At 62.0% G+C, this 13,884-nt stretch carries 13 protein-coding genes and 2 tRNA genes; 2 read left to right on the forward strand and 13 right to left on the reverse strand.

Features of this window, described 5'->3' with window-relative positions:
- Position 1 precedes the first annotated feature (1 nt).
- The 3 genes from HMPREF1484_RS09605 to HMPREF1484_RS09615 form a co-directional block, all read right to left on the reverse strand.
- Positions 2 to 1,651, reverse strand: coding sequence for a polysaccharide deacetylase family protein (locus HMPREF1484_RS09605; RefSeq protein ID WP_016664846.1), 1,650 nt, complete (start codon positions 1,649 to 1,651; stop codon positions 2 to 4).
- Positions 1,652 to 1,946: 295 nt separating this feature from the next.
- Positions 1,947 to 2,023, reverse strand: a tRNA-Met gene (locus HMPREF1484_RS09610).
- Between the two features lie 104 nt (positions 2,024 to 2,127).
- Entirely contained in the window at positions 2,128 to 5,217 is a 3,090-nt protein-coding gene (locus HMPREF1484_RS09615) for a UPF0182 family protein (protein ID WP_016664847.1), read from the reverse strand.
- Between the two features lie 98 nt (positions 5,218 to 5,315).
- Between HMPREF1484_RS09615 and HMPREF1484_RS09620 the strand changes: the two genes are divergently transcribed.
- Positions 5,316 to 5,858 (forward strand): hypothetical protein, encoded by a 543-nt coding sequence (locus HMPREF1484_RS09620; RefSeq protein ID WP_016664848.1) that lies wholly within the window; start codon positions 5,316 to 5,318, stop codon positions 5,856 to 5,858.
- 77 nt (positions 5,859 to 5,935) lie between these two features.
- On the opposite strand, the gene HMPREF1484_RS09625 is transcribed toward HMPREF1484_RS09620, so the two are convergent.
- Entirely contained in the window at positions 5,936 to 6,487 is a 552-nt protein-coding gene (locus HMPREF1484_RS09625) for a single-stranded DNA-binding protein (RefSeq protein ID WP_016664849.1), read from the reverse strand.
- Between the two features lie 183 nt (positions 6,488 to 6,670).
- Here HMPREF1484_RS09625 and HMPREF1484_RS09630 point away from each other — a divergent pair.
- Positions 6,671 to 6,743: transfer RNA gene (locus HMPREF1484_RS09630), tRNA-Arg, on the forward strand.
- Positions 6,744 to 7,139: 396 nt separating this feature from the next.
- Here the strand turns inward: HMPREF1484_RS09630 and HMPREF1484_RS09635 are convergent.
- The 9 genes from HMPREF1484_RS09635 to HMPREF1484_RS09670 form a co-directional block, all read right to left on the reverse strand.
- Positions 7,140 to 7,406 carry a holin gene (locus HMPREF1484_RS09635; protein WP_016664850.1) on the reverse strand — a complete coding sequence of 89 codons (267 nt, stop codon included), beginning with the start codon at positions 7,404 to 7,406 and terminating at the stop codon, positions 7,140 to 7,142.
- A gap of 55 nt (positions 7,407 to 7,461) precedes the next feature.
- Complete coding sequence (locus HMPREF1484_RS09640; RefSeq protein WP_016664851.1) at positions 7,462 to 7,851, reverse strand: hypothetical protein; 390 nt, start codon at positions 7,849 to 7,851, stop codon at positions 7,462 to 7,464.
- 4 nt (positions 7,852 to 7,855) lie between these two features.
- Positions 7,856 to 8,290 (reverse strand): hypothetical protein, encoded by a 435-nt coding sequence (locus HMPREF1484_RS09645; protein WP_016664852.1) that lies wholly within the window; start codon positions 8,288 to 8,290, stop codon positions 7,856 to 7,858.
- A gap of 61 nt (positions 8,291 to 8,351) precedes the next feature.
- Positions 8,352 to 9,308, reverse strand: coding sequence for a CHAP domain-containing protein (locus HMPREF1484_RS09650; RefSeq protein WP_016664853.1), 957 nt, complete (start codon positions 9,306 to 9,308; stop codon positions 8,352 to 8,354).
- Complete coding sequence (locus HMPREF1484_RS11900; RefSeq protein WP_016664854.1) at positions 9,305 to 9,430, reverse strand: hypothetical protein; 126 nt, start codon at positions 9,428 to 9,430, stop codon at positions 9,305 to 9,307. Before HMPREF1484_RS11900 ends, HMPREF1484_RS09650 begins: the two co-directional genes overlap by 4 nt.
- Positions 9,431 to 9,489: 59 nt before the next feature.
- Positions 9,490 to 9,783 (reverse strand): hypothetical protein, encoded by a 294-nt coding sequence (locus tag HMPREF1484_RS09655; protein ID WP_016664855.1) that lies wholly within the window; start codon positions 9,781 to 9,783, stop codon positions 9,490 to 9,492.
- Between the two features lie 9 nt (positions 9,784 to 9,792).
- The gene (locus HMPREF1484_RS09660) at positions 9,793 to 11,874 is read right to left on the reverse strand and encodes a hypothetical protein (protein WP_016664856.1); all 2,082 of its coding nucleotides are present in this window, start codon (positions 11,872 to 11,874) and stop codon (positions 9,793 to 9,795) included.
- Positions 11,868 to 13,013 (reverse strand): hypothetical protein, encoded by a 1,146-nt coding sequence (locus HMPREF1484_RS09665; protein ID WP_016664857.1) that lies wholly within the window; start codon positions 13,011 to 13,013, stop codon positions 11,868 to 11,870. The genes HMPREF1484_RS09660 and HMPREF1484_RS09665 overlap by 7 nt, the downstream gene beginning before the upstream one ends.
- Complete coding sequence (locus HMPREF1484_RS09670; RefSeq protein WP_016664858.1) at positions 13,010 to 13,879, reverse strand: hypothetical protein; 870 nt, start codon at positions 13,877 to 13,879, stop codon at positions 13,010 to 13,012. The genes HMPREF1484_RS09665 and HMPREF1484_RS09670 overlap by 4 nt, the downstream gene beginning before the upstream one ends.
- Between the last annotated feature and the right edge of the window lie 5 nt (positions 13,880 to 13,884).

Consider the following 13,884-nt stretch of genomic DNA (forward strand, 5'->3'; position numbering starts at 1 on the left):
GTCAGCCCTTACAGTTGAAGCCGTTCTGCTTCTTGCCGGTGCCGGAGCAGTAGGCGTGTCCGGCCTCGAGACCTCCCGTGTTCAGCGTCAGCTCGCTGACTGTCACGGGGATGTAGCCGGCGTCAGTGATCTGGCTGAGGATCTGCTCTGCCGCGTCCACGGTTGAATCGTGAATATCGTGCATGAGAGCGATCGGCTCGGCGTAGGCGTTTGCACCCTCGACGGCTGCCGCGATCGTTTTTGCCGTGTCTTTCGTTTTCCAGTCGAGAGTGTCGACGTCCCACTGCACGATCGCCATGCCGCGAGCGGCAACAATCTCATCCACGGTTTCGTTGTGGCTGCCATACGGCGGGCGGAACAGAAGCGGCTCGAAGCCCGTGGTCTCCGCGAGAAGATCAGAGTTCTCGTTGACTTCCTTCTCCACGCGCTCGCGCGACTTGCGCTTGAGGTCGGGGTGGGTCACGGAGTGGTTGCCTAGCTCAAAGCCCGCTGCCGCGACCATGAGAGTCGTCTTGCGGTGCTCTTTGATGCTGTTGCCCATTTCGAAGAACGTCGTTGCCGCTTTCGCTTTCTTGTAGACGTCAAGGAGCTCGGGAGTACGGGCACCGGGGCCGTCATCGTAGGTCAGAGCGACGCAGTGCTCGAGGAACACGTCGTAGCCGATAGCGGTGGTCGGGCGCACCGCCCCACCGGGAGTGGGCGTCGGTACCTCAGTCGAGGCGCCTTCAGCTTCGGCGCCGTCGGACTGCCCACCATCCGATGCCGCGGGGCTCGCCGCTTCGGAACCGTCCGACGGCCGGTTCGGCGAGTCGATCGGCTTCGCAACATGGCGCTTAGGCGTGAAGTGTTCGAGTTCTTCGCTCGGCTCACCCGTGAATTTCGCGGGCTTTGCGCTCGCGTCCTTCGCGAGCTTTCCGAGATCAGAAAGGAACGGTTCCGCGTCGACGACGAGCCGTGCCGGGGCCTCACCGGCCGCTCCCGTACGGAACGCGAGCACGAGTTTGCCCTCGGGATTGAATGCCATCGCCGGGCCATTGCCGTACGGGGCACTCTTGTCAATGAGAGCTTTATCGACGGCCGAGGCATCAACCTTGGCCTTGCCTGCGGCATCGTGGACGGCTTTCGCAAACTCGCCCCACTTCGCGGCCTCGATAAGCGCGGCTGGGGCAAACGACTGCTTCTTTCGTGCGTCGTACCAGATCGAGCAGGGCACATCCGTCTCGTCGCCGAGGCTCCCCACAACCGCGACGCCCACGACGTCCTGAGCGGCGGCGAGAATCGTAGCCTTGATCTCGACCTTCTCGATGTCGCCCCAGTGCGCCTCGCGCAGCAGACGGTTGCGGACGACCTCGGTCGCCTGGGTCAAATTGCGTGCCTTCGGAAAGCGCGGGGTCGTGACGGTCTTGCCTTCGGCTTCGGGGTTGAGCGTGACGTCAACCGTTTCGAGGAGCGAGGCATCTGCGCTCGTCCACTCGGCCGACGGTTCGGGACTCGTACTCGGTGACTGCACGCCACCCTTGCCAGAGGCCTTACCGCCGCTCTTTCCATCCCCTGCATTCGAGCAGGCAGCGAGGCCGGCGACGGCACCAGCTGAAAGCCCGGCGAGAGCGGTGCGGCGGCGAATAGGACGGGTTTCAAGAAGCGGCGACACGATTCTTCCTTCGTCGAAAGTATTGGAAAGCGAGTACTCGCACGAACCTGCACAGCTAAATAACATGGTCCGCACGCGCCTCGCCGCCCACGAGTGTACTCCCCTGCAATTCACGAACCCTCACGCCCACGCGCATCGCGAGCCCGGATAGTTCCCGGAGTCCGCCAGTCCCCGCGAACATTGGAAACCTCGGGGTCGAGCCGCCGCTCGGCGCGCGGTGGCGCCGTTCTGCTCTCCGTAAAGAGATCGGCATAAAAAGAGGCCCTCGCCAGTCAATGCTGGCGAGGGCCTCTACTGGTAGCGGGGGCAGGATTTGAACCTACGACCTCCGGGTTATGAGCCCGGCGAGCTACCGAACTGCTCCACCCCGCGTCGGTGATCTCTAACTTAGTAGGCCTCCACCGCGGAGTCTAGTTTTGAGCGCGTAAACGTTCCGTAGTTCACGTTCACGCCCCGTTTACACTCCCGTTTCCTCTCTAATTCCCGCCATTAGAGAGCTGGGCGTTTGCCGCATCGGCGCGCTCAATGGCATGCTTCAGACGCTTCTGTGCCTCGCCGTACTTCGCCCAATCACCCTGAGCACGCGCAGACTCGGCGTCTTTCCAAGCGGCATCAAGATCCTTGAGCGCAGCGTCAAGATCTGCCTTCGGGTCGCCCGAACCTTCAGCCGGCGCCGGTGGTGCCGGGGCATCGCTCGGGCTGGGGCTCGGCTCGGGGCTTGGCGATGGTGACGGTTTTCCGTCGTTGCCGCCCTTAGCCGGATCCGAGACCGCGTCTTCGACGGCTTTAGCCTCGCCCGTCGTGGGGACCTCGGCGTCGCCTGCACTCGCGCCCGAATCGCCGCCAAAGACGGCATCGAGCGCCTCGTCGAGCGTGTCAGCGTAGCCCACCTTGTCACCGAAACTCACGAGCACCTTGCGCAGCAGCGGATACGAGGTGCCACCACCTGCACTCGAGCTCATGACGTACACCGGTTGGACATACAGGAGACCGCCGCCAACGGGGAGCGTAAGCAGGTTGCCGTTGATGACCTTCGAGTTGCCTTGCCGCAAAAGGTTCAGCTCATTCGAGACCTGCGGGTTGGAGTTGAACGTATTCTGCACCTGGCGCGGGGCACTCACCGGATTCGAGCTCGGGAGCACGAGGAGCGTGAGCTTGCCGTAGTCCTTCGCGGGATTGCCCGCCTTCGTCCCCGTCTCGGAATTGACAGCGAGCAGGCCCGTGAGAACATCCTGGCCGGATTCGGGGATATAGCTCGAGGAGAGCGTGAACTGTGGCGCGCTCTCGTCGGGCATCTGCATCGTGAGGTAGTGCGGGGCTTGAAGCGGCGCCGAGCCACTCTCGCTATCGCGCGCCTGGGTGGGGTCCGGGGTGGTCTGCCAGAAGTCCTGGCCCACGTAAAAATCCTCGGCTTTGTCGATGTGGTACTTACCGAGAATCGAGCGCTGCACCTTGAAGTAATCTGCCGGGTAGCGAAGGTGGCTCATGAGTTCACCGGAGATGTCGCTCGAGGGCTTGACGGACTCCGGGAAGGACTTCTCCCACGCCTTGAGGATGGGATCTTCCGTATCCCAGGCATACAGGGTCACGCTGCCATCGAAGGCGTCGACGGTGGCCTTCACCGAATTACGCATGTAGTTCACGCGCCGCTCACGAAGACCGGCCGTATCGGCGCCGTTAACCTTCGAGTCGGTCACGACAGCGTCGAAATTAGTGGCCTGTGCGTACGGGTAGCGATCGCTCGTCGTGTAGGCATCGATGACCCACTTGAGCTTGCCGTCCACGACTGCCGGGTACATCTCGGTGTCGAGCGACAGGAACGGCGCAACCGTTTTCACGCGCTGCTGCGGGTCGCGATCGTAGAGGATCTGCGACTTTTCGTTCACGTAGCTCGAAATCAAGATGTTGAACTCGCGGAACTTAATGGCAAACAGCATTCGGTTAAAGAAGTTGCCGACACTCGGGCCACCGTTACCGGTATAGGTGTTCGAAACCTGGCTGCCCTGATCATCGCCATCTGTTCCGGACTGGTAGTCGAACTCCTGGGGATCGGCGCCTTCGGGGGCACCGACGATCGAATAGCTCGGCGAATGACGCCCGAAGTACACGCGCTCTTGGAAGTCGCCGAGCTTGCCCGAGCCGGGAACACCGGACTGATAGAAGGCGGGCTCGCCATCGGGGCGCCGCTGGTTACCGTAGGCCGCAGCAACGCCGAATCCGTGGGTGTACACGACGTGCTGATTCACCCACGACTGCGAGGAGAGCTCGAGCTTGTCGGGCCGTAGCTCGCGCACGCCGATCACGGTGTCTTGTTTTTGCCCGTCGATGTCGTAGCGGTCCACGCTCAGTGTCTCTTCGAACCCCCAGTAGCGTCGGTTCGCCTCGCGCTGGCCGAATGTTGGCGACACCACCGCGGGGTCGAGAAGGCGGATCTGCGCCGTCGTCGCGGCATCCTCGCGCAGCTGACCCGACGTTGCCGTCGACTTTGCGCGATAGGAAATCTCGTTGACGTCTTCGAGCCCATACGCCGCGCGCGTGGCAGCCATGTTCTCTTCGATGAACGGCTTTTCGAGATTGCGCTCGTTCGGCTCCACCTTGAACGTCTGAATGAGGTAGGGGTAGACCATGCCCACCGCGACTGTCGAAAGCACGATGAGGCCCGCCGCGGCAGCGGGAAGTTTCCAGTTGCCCTTGAGGATCCACGCGAGCAGAAGGAGTGCGACGATAATCGCCGAAATCGCGAGAATCGTTTTCCCCGGGATCAGCGCGTGAACGTCGGTGTAGGCGGCGCCATCAAACTTCTCGTGCGAGGCAGTGAGGGCCGCATACCGTTCGAACCAGTGCTGGGCCGCAAGCACAAGCATGTACGCCATCGCGATGATGCCCACGTGCGTGCGCGCTGCGCGAGTAAGTTTGAGGCCCTTTTTCTGATCCCACTCGATGCCGCCGTAGATGAAGTGCCCGAGAACGGCGGCGAACGCGCTCGCGAGAATCACGAAATTGACGAGCCCGAGCGCCGTCTCGACCACGGGAAGGGTGAACACATAAAACGCGATGTCTTTATGGAAGATCGGATCGGTTTTCCCAAACGGCTCCTGGTTGAGCATGAGCAGGATCTCTTGCCACTGCCGAGTCAGGGTCAGTCCACCAAAAATCCCGAGAATTACCGGGGCAGCGATAGTGATGATCTTGCGAAGCGGCTCGACCGCGTCGCGGAACCCCGCGATCGCGATGTCTTCACGGGTGACGGGCACGATCTGCGGCCTGTACTTGTGGCTCACCCACAGGCATACGAAAATCGGGGCGGCAACAGCCACGAGCCCCACGAGGAACAAGATCCCCTCCGTCACCCACTTCTTCACGAGGAAGTCGTTGAAGCCGAGCTGGTCGAACCACATGTAGCTCGTCGCAACCTCGGCGAACCATGCAAACGCCACGATCAGCGCAACGATCACGACGAGTGTGATCGTGAGCGGCGAAACTTTCTTCGCGTTCTTCTTACTCGCCGAGCCCGCGGGCCTTGGACCTGGCTGGGCAGCACCGGCAAAGGGATTCGTAAAACTCAACGGCGACCTCGGCTCACATCGTGGGGAACTATCGTGGGAGGAGTACTCACCCCGCCTAGAGGCAAGTGCCACTATTGTCCCAGTAAGGAGCAAGCGCTGTGCATTCAGAAACGCGAGACCTCAACTTGAGCGAAACCGAAGGGGCCCTCGCGGCCGCGGTACTCGAGCTCGTTCGCCACACGCGCGAACAGGATTCCCCGGGACCCGAACACATCGCGCGCTTCGCCCTCTTCAGCACCGAAGCCCTTCTCGAGGAACGCCCCGAGCTTTCTCGCCTTCTCCCGCAAGAGACGCTCGACCTCGCCAGCGGCGACCCCCACCATCTCACGAGCATCGAGACCGGCACACAGCATGGCGATGTCGCCGACGAGCTCGAACACGCGCTCTGGCCCGAAGGCTGCGCGGGCGGCTACATTCAAGCCCGCATCCGCGGCGCGATCGATGGCGCGCCCGGCGCAGGTCCCGCACCCGTGTTCGTCGCCGCGGGCGCCTTGAACACGGGCGAAACGTTCAGCGCGGTCGCACGTGAAGGCGAGGATCTCCGCGTTGGCCGCGACCTGATCCCCGAACTCGTCGCGGCACTCTGCGCGAGCCTCGGCATTGACTCACCGAATGCTCGCGCCGCAGCGCAAACCGAGTAAACGCGCGAAACGAGCAAGCGTCGGACCCCGCACCCCCGCATAAGCGCACGTGCGGAAGCCGACGCTCCACTCCACGTTCAGGCGTAGCTGGGTTCCTCCACCTCGGTGAGCGCCTCGAGATCGCTCTCACTGAGTTCCCCCTCAACGCCTGCATGGCTCTCCAGTCGAGCATGCACCGTTTCATTCTCCCCGGCCTCTGCAGCCTCATCTTCGGCATCGGGTGAAGTGGTGCGAACCTCACCGGTGTTCTCATCCACCCACGACGGCGCACTTTTCGCGTACTGCGCGGTTCCGTAGGTGAGGTCGATCGCGACGTGATCGGCGTGCATGAGAAGCTCCGTGCGAGTGTTGCCGTCACGGTCCTCCCACGTCTGTGTCACGAGGCGGCCCGTGCACAGGAGTGGCTGGCCACGCTTCACCGATAGCACAACGTTGTTCGCAAGCGATTCGCGTCGCACCTGCACGCGCACGTATTCCGGCTTGCGTTCCTTCCATTCCTTCGCCTGCACGTCGTAGTACCGATCATTGACGGCGACGGTAACGGACGTGCGGCAGCCGCCACCATCAAACTTGAAGATTGTGGCATCCGCGGTCGCGTTGCCCTGGATGGTTGTGACGATTGCGTTCATTGAAGTTCCCCCTGGGATCGGTCGCCGCCTGGTGCGGCGCTCACCCACGAGCATGCCGCTCGCTCGCGTCCTCGAAAAGAGCCTCATACATGTACGTGGAGGGCACTGCATTGTGGAGCGCGAGCCGCCGCGCATTCGGCTCCGGAGCCCTATCCCGGTACACTGGATCCGCCCACGCGGCATGCCTCCATAGCTCAATGGATAGAGCAACGGCCTTCTAATCCGTAGGTTGCAGGTTCGAGTCCTGCTGGGGGCGCTTTAGCGATTACGCTTCTGACCTGGTGTTTTACGCTCTGTCCTGAGTGCGGTGGTTCGCCCCTAGCGTCCCACTTATGGCGGGTTGAACACTTTTTGAACACTTCCGCGAAACCGCTTGCATTGCCCGCTTTTAGGGCAGTTGATGCGGCGTCAGCGGCCCGCGCGGGCGTGACCGTGCCACATTCGGTGCATACTGCTGCGGTTGCTCAGATCGCGCGCGAGCTGCACGACGCTGGTATCAATGTCGCGGTGCATTATTCGCCGGTTGAACCGTAGTTTTCGGGCATGAAAAAAGACCCCACCCGGCCCGCGAGGGCTAGGTGGGGGGGAATGCACGAGACCCCCGCGCGAGGCGGAGGTCAAGGCGGGCGGGAACCCGTAGGCTCCTACGTGGTTAGTCTATGTCAGCGCGGTGTGTGTTTCGTGGGTTCCCGTCAAGCGTTTCAGCTCCACCGAAACCGGGGCCGTCACCGCCGGTGCCAGCGATGAGCGCTTTCGCAACCGTAACGATTGACGCGAGGAGAACGTAACTGCCTACTCGCTCCCAGGTCACGTCACCGAACAGCACCGCGTCACCGATAGCGGCGATGAAGGCAGCCGCGGCTGTACCGATTACGCGTTCAGCGGTGGCTTTCCAGAATGTTGCGGTCCAGATGTTCACGGCGCTTGCCTCCAAGGTCTCTCGAGCGCTCCGAGCGCCCAGGCTTTAGTTCCGATCATTGTTTCTCTCCCGTGATAGTGATGGTCTCGAGCCGTGCTTCGAGCTGCTGCCACGTGTAGGGCGGGGGTGGTTTCGCCCCGTGGGCCTCCCATGCGGCGAACTCGGCGAGCCACCGGCGCATGTCTGCGAGCACCCCGCGCACGCGGGCGTTCTCGTCGCGCAGTCGCTGGTTATCGTCGCGCAGTGCCTCGACGTCGTCTTTTAGCTCTGATACCTCTTCGCGAAGGTCGTCGCCGAGTTCACGCCACGCGTCCGAGGCTGCTTTCAGGTTGTCTGTTTCGTTTGCTTTCTTCGTTCCCCGGTTCGTGGTGTACCACGTCAGGAGGCTGATGACGCCAAGAAAACCGCCGCCGCCGAGGAGTTGACCGAGTTCGCCAAGAGACACACTCTCACTCCCCCTTGGTTGGCGTGACCGGTATCTGGGCCACCGTCCATGCACTCGCCCAAAACGTCGCATACGAGATCGCGGTGATGACAGACTCAGCGCGACCGGGCGGCCCGAACGGGATCATGCCCAGAATGGTAGAAACGATGAACATGAGGGTGAGGAACAGTGACACGCCCTGCAACCCCACGAATCCCCATTTGCGGTGGGCTTTCGCGACTAGGCCGGTGAATAGCGACATGGACCCGCCGAGCGCCCACAACACGGCCACGACACTTTGCGTGATGAACGGTGCCCACGCGATACCCGCCTGTCGGGTGTGTGAGGGGAATAGCGCCCACGAGAACCCGATAGCCATATACCCGATGCCTACGAGGACGAGGTATGCACCGATGGGGTCGGCGCGCGTCCATGCGCTTGCCCGTTTGAATAGTCGCATGGCTACCTCACTTCACGGGAAGCTCGAACGCGGCGCGTCACGGTCGCGTTGCCGGTATAAATCATCTGACACCCTTCACACGCTTCAAAGCGACGTCGCGGTCGGCGCGGGTGAACGCGACCCCCCAATGGTTGAGGAACTGCTGGAATTTCCGCGAGGTGGCTTCACCCCAAACACCATCGGCGTTCGCCCCGATGTACGTTTGAATGCACTTCACGAGCGGCGAGTATCCAGAGCGGGTGAACTCGACGTTCGCCTTATTGATGCCCCGCATGTACCGGTAGTTGAAATCACGCTGCCGCGAGAATTTCCCGTCGCGCCACTTCAAACCGAAGTAGGCGTAAAGGGCATTCACGGTATCGCGCCCGCCCTTCCCGTCCACCTTCACGCCGAGGCGGTCTTGGAGGACTGCGACGGACCTCCAACCGAAGCGACCGTCTTCGACGAGGCGCTCACGCTTCGGGCTACTTGGTGCGGGCTTAGCGACGGGCTTCGCGGTGCCCTTCGACGCCGCCGGAGCCGGGGCCGCCTTCCAGTTCGGGCGGATCACGTAACGCACCTGCGAGGGCCTGCGGACACGCCGCGCGACCCTGCCGCCGTTCGACTGCGAACCCTTCGAGCCCGTGGACGTGTTTCCTTCAATGCATTGGAAGTTCCCGGACGTGAGTACCTTTTCGAGGATGCCGACGTGGTTCGCGCGCTTCGTCGCCATGTTCCAATCGAACACGAGCACGTCACCCGGCTGGGCCTGCGACTTCGACACGTGCCCGCCGTGCGACGCGCGATAATTCACGTTATACGACTGCCTGCCGGGGAGGATATTCAGGCATCCGGCCTTCCAGAAAACCCACGTCACGAAAATGTCGCAGTAAGATATTCCGTTCGCGAGTAGCCACTTCTCGTTAGGCCACAGGACAGGCTGAGTCTCGCGGGCATACTTCGTGCCGCGCTTCGGATCATTCCAGCGAGAATAACCGACTTCGCCGGCGGCGATAGCGAGGACTTTCCGGGCGCTCATGCGTCCACCTCCACGTCCGAATAATCGACAGGTTCAGGGGTCTCAACGTCGGGCGTCTCCGAACCTGCCGAGTCCGAGACTTCGACACCTTCGGGAATGTCTGGCAGTTCTTCAGTGTTCACGGTTGCCTCCTTCAGGGCATGAAAAAAGCCCCACAAGGGGGCTGGGTTTCTGTGGGCGGTTATGCGGTTTGTTCGCGTGCGGTTTCGATCTTCTCCCACGAGCTACCAACAACCCACTCGATCGTGTCGTCGGGAATGTTCGACCCGCCGCCGCACTCAGCACACGCCTTCGACTTCGCCTCATTGTTCGCTGCAAGCTCCAGCATGAACGGCTGCACGATAGTTTCCGGGTCAGTGAACCCGAGGCGCGCGAACTCGCCCTCCTTGCCGATCGCGGTTTTGCGGATCGCCCCGCATACGCGGCGGCGCAGGGTTTCGTTGCCGAGCATGACTTCACTCGTGATAAGTGACATTTATTGTCCTCACTTCCAGTAATCAATTTCTAGGGTCGCGTCAGGGTTGCCGCGAATGTACTCGTTGCGGCCCGTGCTGTTCGTTGAGATGCCGAACCCTTTGTAGGTGCCGTTCGCGAATCCGGCGCAGATACCGGGGTCGGTAATATCGAACGTCACCCACGAGTTGCGCTTCACGTTCCTAGACCCCACGTAACGGGATAGCCCGGCCGTGTTTCCGAACGACGAGCGGCCATGCAGATGGAAGTGCGCGACACCGCCCGAAGCGTTGTAGGTGTGCGCCACCCAGAACCCGAGCCGCACCCGCTCGACCTTCGAGCCGGACAACTCGCCGGGCATGTTTCCGAACAGCCAGATGCCCTCACGGTTGCCAACGCGCGAATAGTAGCCCTGGGTAGCGTCATTCTTCCCCGACTGGCGAGACCCGCCACGGTAATACGTCGCGCACGCCGTCGCCTTGCGGGAGGCGTGGCGCTTCGTCTTTACCGGCGGGGGCGGTGGTGGTGGCGGTGTCGGTGTCGAGGCCTTCTCCTCCGGGTCATCCCACGCCTGGCCAGACTCTTCAATATCGGGGCCGATGTCTTCGATCACGAGATCGGCGCGTAAACCATTAAGCACCGCGCGGTGGTAGGCCGACGGCGATTCGGTTCGAACGAGAAAACTGTAGTCTTTCGGCTCCGTAAGGTTGAGGCCGCTCGGCCCGGTCGCGAACGTCGAGTACATGCCCGGCACCACGTGCTCCCACGTGGAAGTTGTGGCCGGGAAGGTGTTGAGCCTGTAAATCTTGTCGTCGCTCACGTATGGCACTTCGAAATATTCCAGACGCGCCCAGACCGGCTGCGTGGGGTTCGAGTTCACGTCAACGCGAAACGGCGAGCTGCTGATCCGGTAGAGCCGCCCCGGCTGCAACGTCGTCCACACCTCCAGCACTCGTGTGAGGCTCTTTCGGAAGTTCGTGTTTGTGGACCTCCTGCCCCACGCGACTACACCGCGCGGGCCGTCAGCAACAACATCTGACAGTTCGCGGCCAGCAACCCAGAGTTTCTCGAACCTGCCTTCGAGGCCCGTCACACCCCCGTCCGCATCCATCGACGCTTTGCCAGTGTCGATCGTGGCGGTGCCATCGCGCGCGATCTTCACGAGCTCCATGTCGTTGCCCTCATCGTCCACGCCGTAGGACGTGAAGCCGTTGGAGTCGATCTCGATCCGCTGCCCCTCCTTTGCCGTGCGGAAAAGGCCAGAGGTAATAATGTTCGCGGCGAGGTCACCAATAACAGCCTCGTCAATCGCCGCGCCGTTCGTGCGAAGGTTCTGGATGAATGCTTTTTGAAATTCGGCGGTGCGTGAGGCAATCGCTTGCGCAACTGCTTCATTGAGTTCTGTCTTATCCGTGACTCGAAGCTGTGAGAGGTCAAGCGAGATGAACCGCGCGACCTCGCCAGCGAGTTCCACCACGTTGATTTGGCCAGCGCCGATCTCGCCCGCCGTGATACGGGAGGCTTCGAGTTCGATCACTTTCGCGATACGCGCTGCCAGCTCACCGATAACCGCGTTCGACAGGTACGACGTGTCCGTCACGGTCATGTTGCGGAATACGCCGTCGATACGCTCACCGAGGTTGCCGTCCGCCTGCTCACGGTCAGTGCGTTCGGCCTCAACTGCGTCTTTCCACGCCTGCTCGGTCGCCGCGATCTGAGCTTCCGCTGCCGCGATCTTCGCGTCAAACTCGCTGAAATCAACGTCACCGACGTTCGCGAGCTGCTCTTTCAGCGCGGGTAGTTCTTTATCGCGAAGGTTCGCTAGGCCCTCCCGCGCCTCGTCCAGCTCGGCCTCGGAGTCCGCGAGGCGCTTCTCAAGCGCCGCCGCGCGCTCCACCGTAGAGTCCAGTTCCACAGCGAACCGGCGAACACTACGACCACGAGGCGCACCCGTCTCCGGGTTAGTGTCCTGCCAGATCACGTCGCCGTGCTCACCGAGATCCTTTATCCCGGCGGGTCGCGTGTCGACTTGCTGCGCCTTCGCGGCGAGCTTCGCCGTCAAGTCAGCGAGCGCGCGTTCCGGGCTAGGCTTTAGATTCGTGCGTTTTACCACGCGAGTTCAGCCCCCAACCTGTCTTGTTGTAGTTCGACATCGGCTTTGTTCGAGTCGAGGTTGTATTTCGCCGCGATAACCCGCAAAAGATGCGCGCCATCCGGAACCTCAAGCCAGCCCCTTGTTACGACCTCCACCTGGTCCCCAACGTGCCACGAACCGATAGGCGCGGTGTCGTCCGAGAAGATCGAGAGGGAGATCTGGTCGAGGGCCTGCGTCGCGACAGCCGCTTCAGCCTTCTGCTTCAACAGGTCCAGGTTCTCCGAATCGCTATCCGTGATCACGTTCTCCAACAGTGGGAACCATTCGGAGATCGTCCCGGCCTCAGCCATGCGCACCGCCGTGCCCGCGCCCTCACCCGCGCCTGTGCAGTAAACCCGGTTCGCGAGGGCTTCAGCAGAGGACGTCACCGAGATAGCCGCAACCGGGGATCTGGCTGCCGTCGCGTCCCACACTGGTGTCACCTTCTGCGCAATACCCGGCTGCGCCTCCGTGCCCGTCACGAGCCGCCACTGGAACTGCGTCCTCTCCTCGTTCGCCCACTCAGCACGGAAGGCCACATCCGGACCACCAATGACTTCGGTAATCTCCTTGATGCGTTTCCACGCGCCGTTGTTCGCGAGATTCCAACCCTCATAGGTGCGTTGCCGCTTCGCTTTTTCTTCCGGGTCGATCACGATGGGGAGGAACCCGTTACGCTTACGGATAGCCTTCTCGACGACCCGCCCCACAATCGACCCGAGCGACACCCCATCCCACGCGATAGTGGACTTGCGTAGCTTGTCCTCGTCCCCCGGCCGGTAGTCCTGGTCCAGGACCACGCGCTTATCCAAAAGCGCCTCCACGCCCGCACAGTCGAACGTGACCGTGCCCGTCTTACGATCTTGCTTCACAGGGGACGTGATAGGGCACGCCGCGATAAGTGTTTCAGGTTGGTACCAATCTTCAAACGAGATCAGCACGCACCCGGCCCACACCGACCACCACTCACGCGACACACCATCGAGTGACGCTTCAGTTGCGACCACGGTCGCCTTCTTCACGTCATTCAATACGTCATCGAGGGACCCGCCGACCGCGTCCAGCTGCGGCCCGACCTGCCCCGTCATCGTTTTACCGAGATACACACGCCACGTCACTGTGCAAGCCCCACATCCGACAGTTCGAAGCCGTTGCCCGGCCAGTTCGCGGACGAACCAATGTAATGGAGGCACTTCACGTTCGGGTCACGCTGCTGGCGGCGCACCACGCTCACCGTGTGGTCACCGCGTAGCATCCACTTCGTTACGGAAACGAACTTCGTTTCCGCGATCTCGCCGACCTCAAACTCGAAAGTCTTGAACACCGCACCGTCCACGACGATCTCCCACACGAACGACCCCTTATAGTTCGACGGCTTCTCAAGCGCCATCGACTGCCTAAGATCGAAACGAAGAAGCCGGTCCGTGGCGAGCGTGAAAGTCTTCGAGAACACCGTCTGCTTCCACGACGGCACCACAGTTCGGTAACCGAGCGTGTCAGTCCACTGGCCAAGCCGCCCCATAGACGCGCCGAGGAGCATCGCGAACCCGTGATTCTCGATACCGGGGGCCGAAGTTGTTGCAGTCACGCCCGCCGGCACACGGCGACGATCAAGCCCCACCGTCCCGGCCGGGAGGGACCCCGCCGCGACTTTGATCGCCCCAGTTTGATCGACGTACACCCATTCTTCGCGAGCGCCGCTCGACGGGGCCGGTTCAGTTGAGACCGTCGCACCGTCGACAGGAACGAGCATCCCCCGCGCGTCACCAACCGGGATATACACCACGCCCGGCGCGACCTTGTACGCCATCTTGGAGGTGCCCGTGACCTCACAGCCACGAACGATCAGGGGCGCATCGCCGACATATAGGCCCCAGAGGACGCGCTGCATATCCTGAGCGGAAGTCCCCTGAAAAACATCTTGCTCTTCCGGCATGGGGCGAGTGCCGATCTTCACCGGTTCTTTACCAAGCGGGTAACCCATTATTT

Source organism: Dermabacter sp. HFH0086, from assembly GCF_000413375.1.
In the GTDB taxonomy this organism is placed as follows: domain Bacteria; phylum Actinomycetota; class Actinomycetes; order Actinomycetales; family Dermabacteraceae; genus Dermabacter; species Dermabacter hominis.

Coding starts and splice junctions, on each gene's coding strand:
- HMPREF1484_RS09645 (WP_016664852.1), bottom strand. CDS start 8,290: ATGCGACTATTCAAACGGGCAAGCGCATGGACGCGCGCCGACCCCATC.
- HMPREF1484_RS09625 (WP_016664849.1), bottom strand. CDS start 6,487: ATGAACGCAATCGTCACAACCATCCAGGGCAACGCGACCGCGGATGCC.
- HMPREF1484_RS09670 (WP_016664858.1), bottom strand. CDS start 13,879: ATGGGTTACCCGCTTGGTAAAGAACCGGTGAAGATCGGCACTCGCCCC.
- HMPREF1484_RS09655 (WP_016664855.1), bottom strand. CDS start 9,783: ATGTCACTTATCACGAGTGAAGTCATGCTCGGCAACGAAACCCTGCGC.
- HMPREF1484_RS09650 (WP_016664853.1), bottom strand. CDS start 9,308: ATGAGCGCCCGGAAAGTCCTCGCTATCGCCGCCGGCGAAGTCGGTTAT.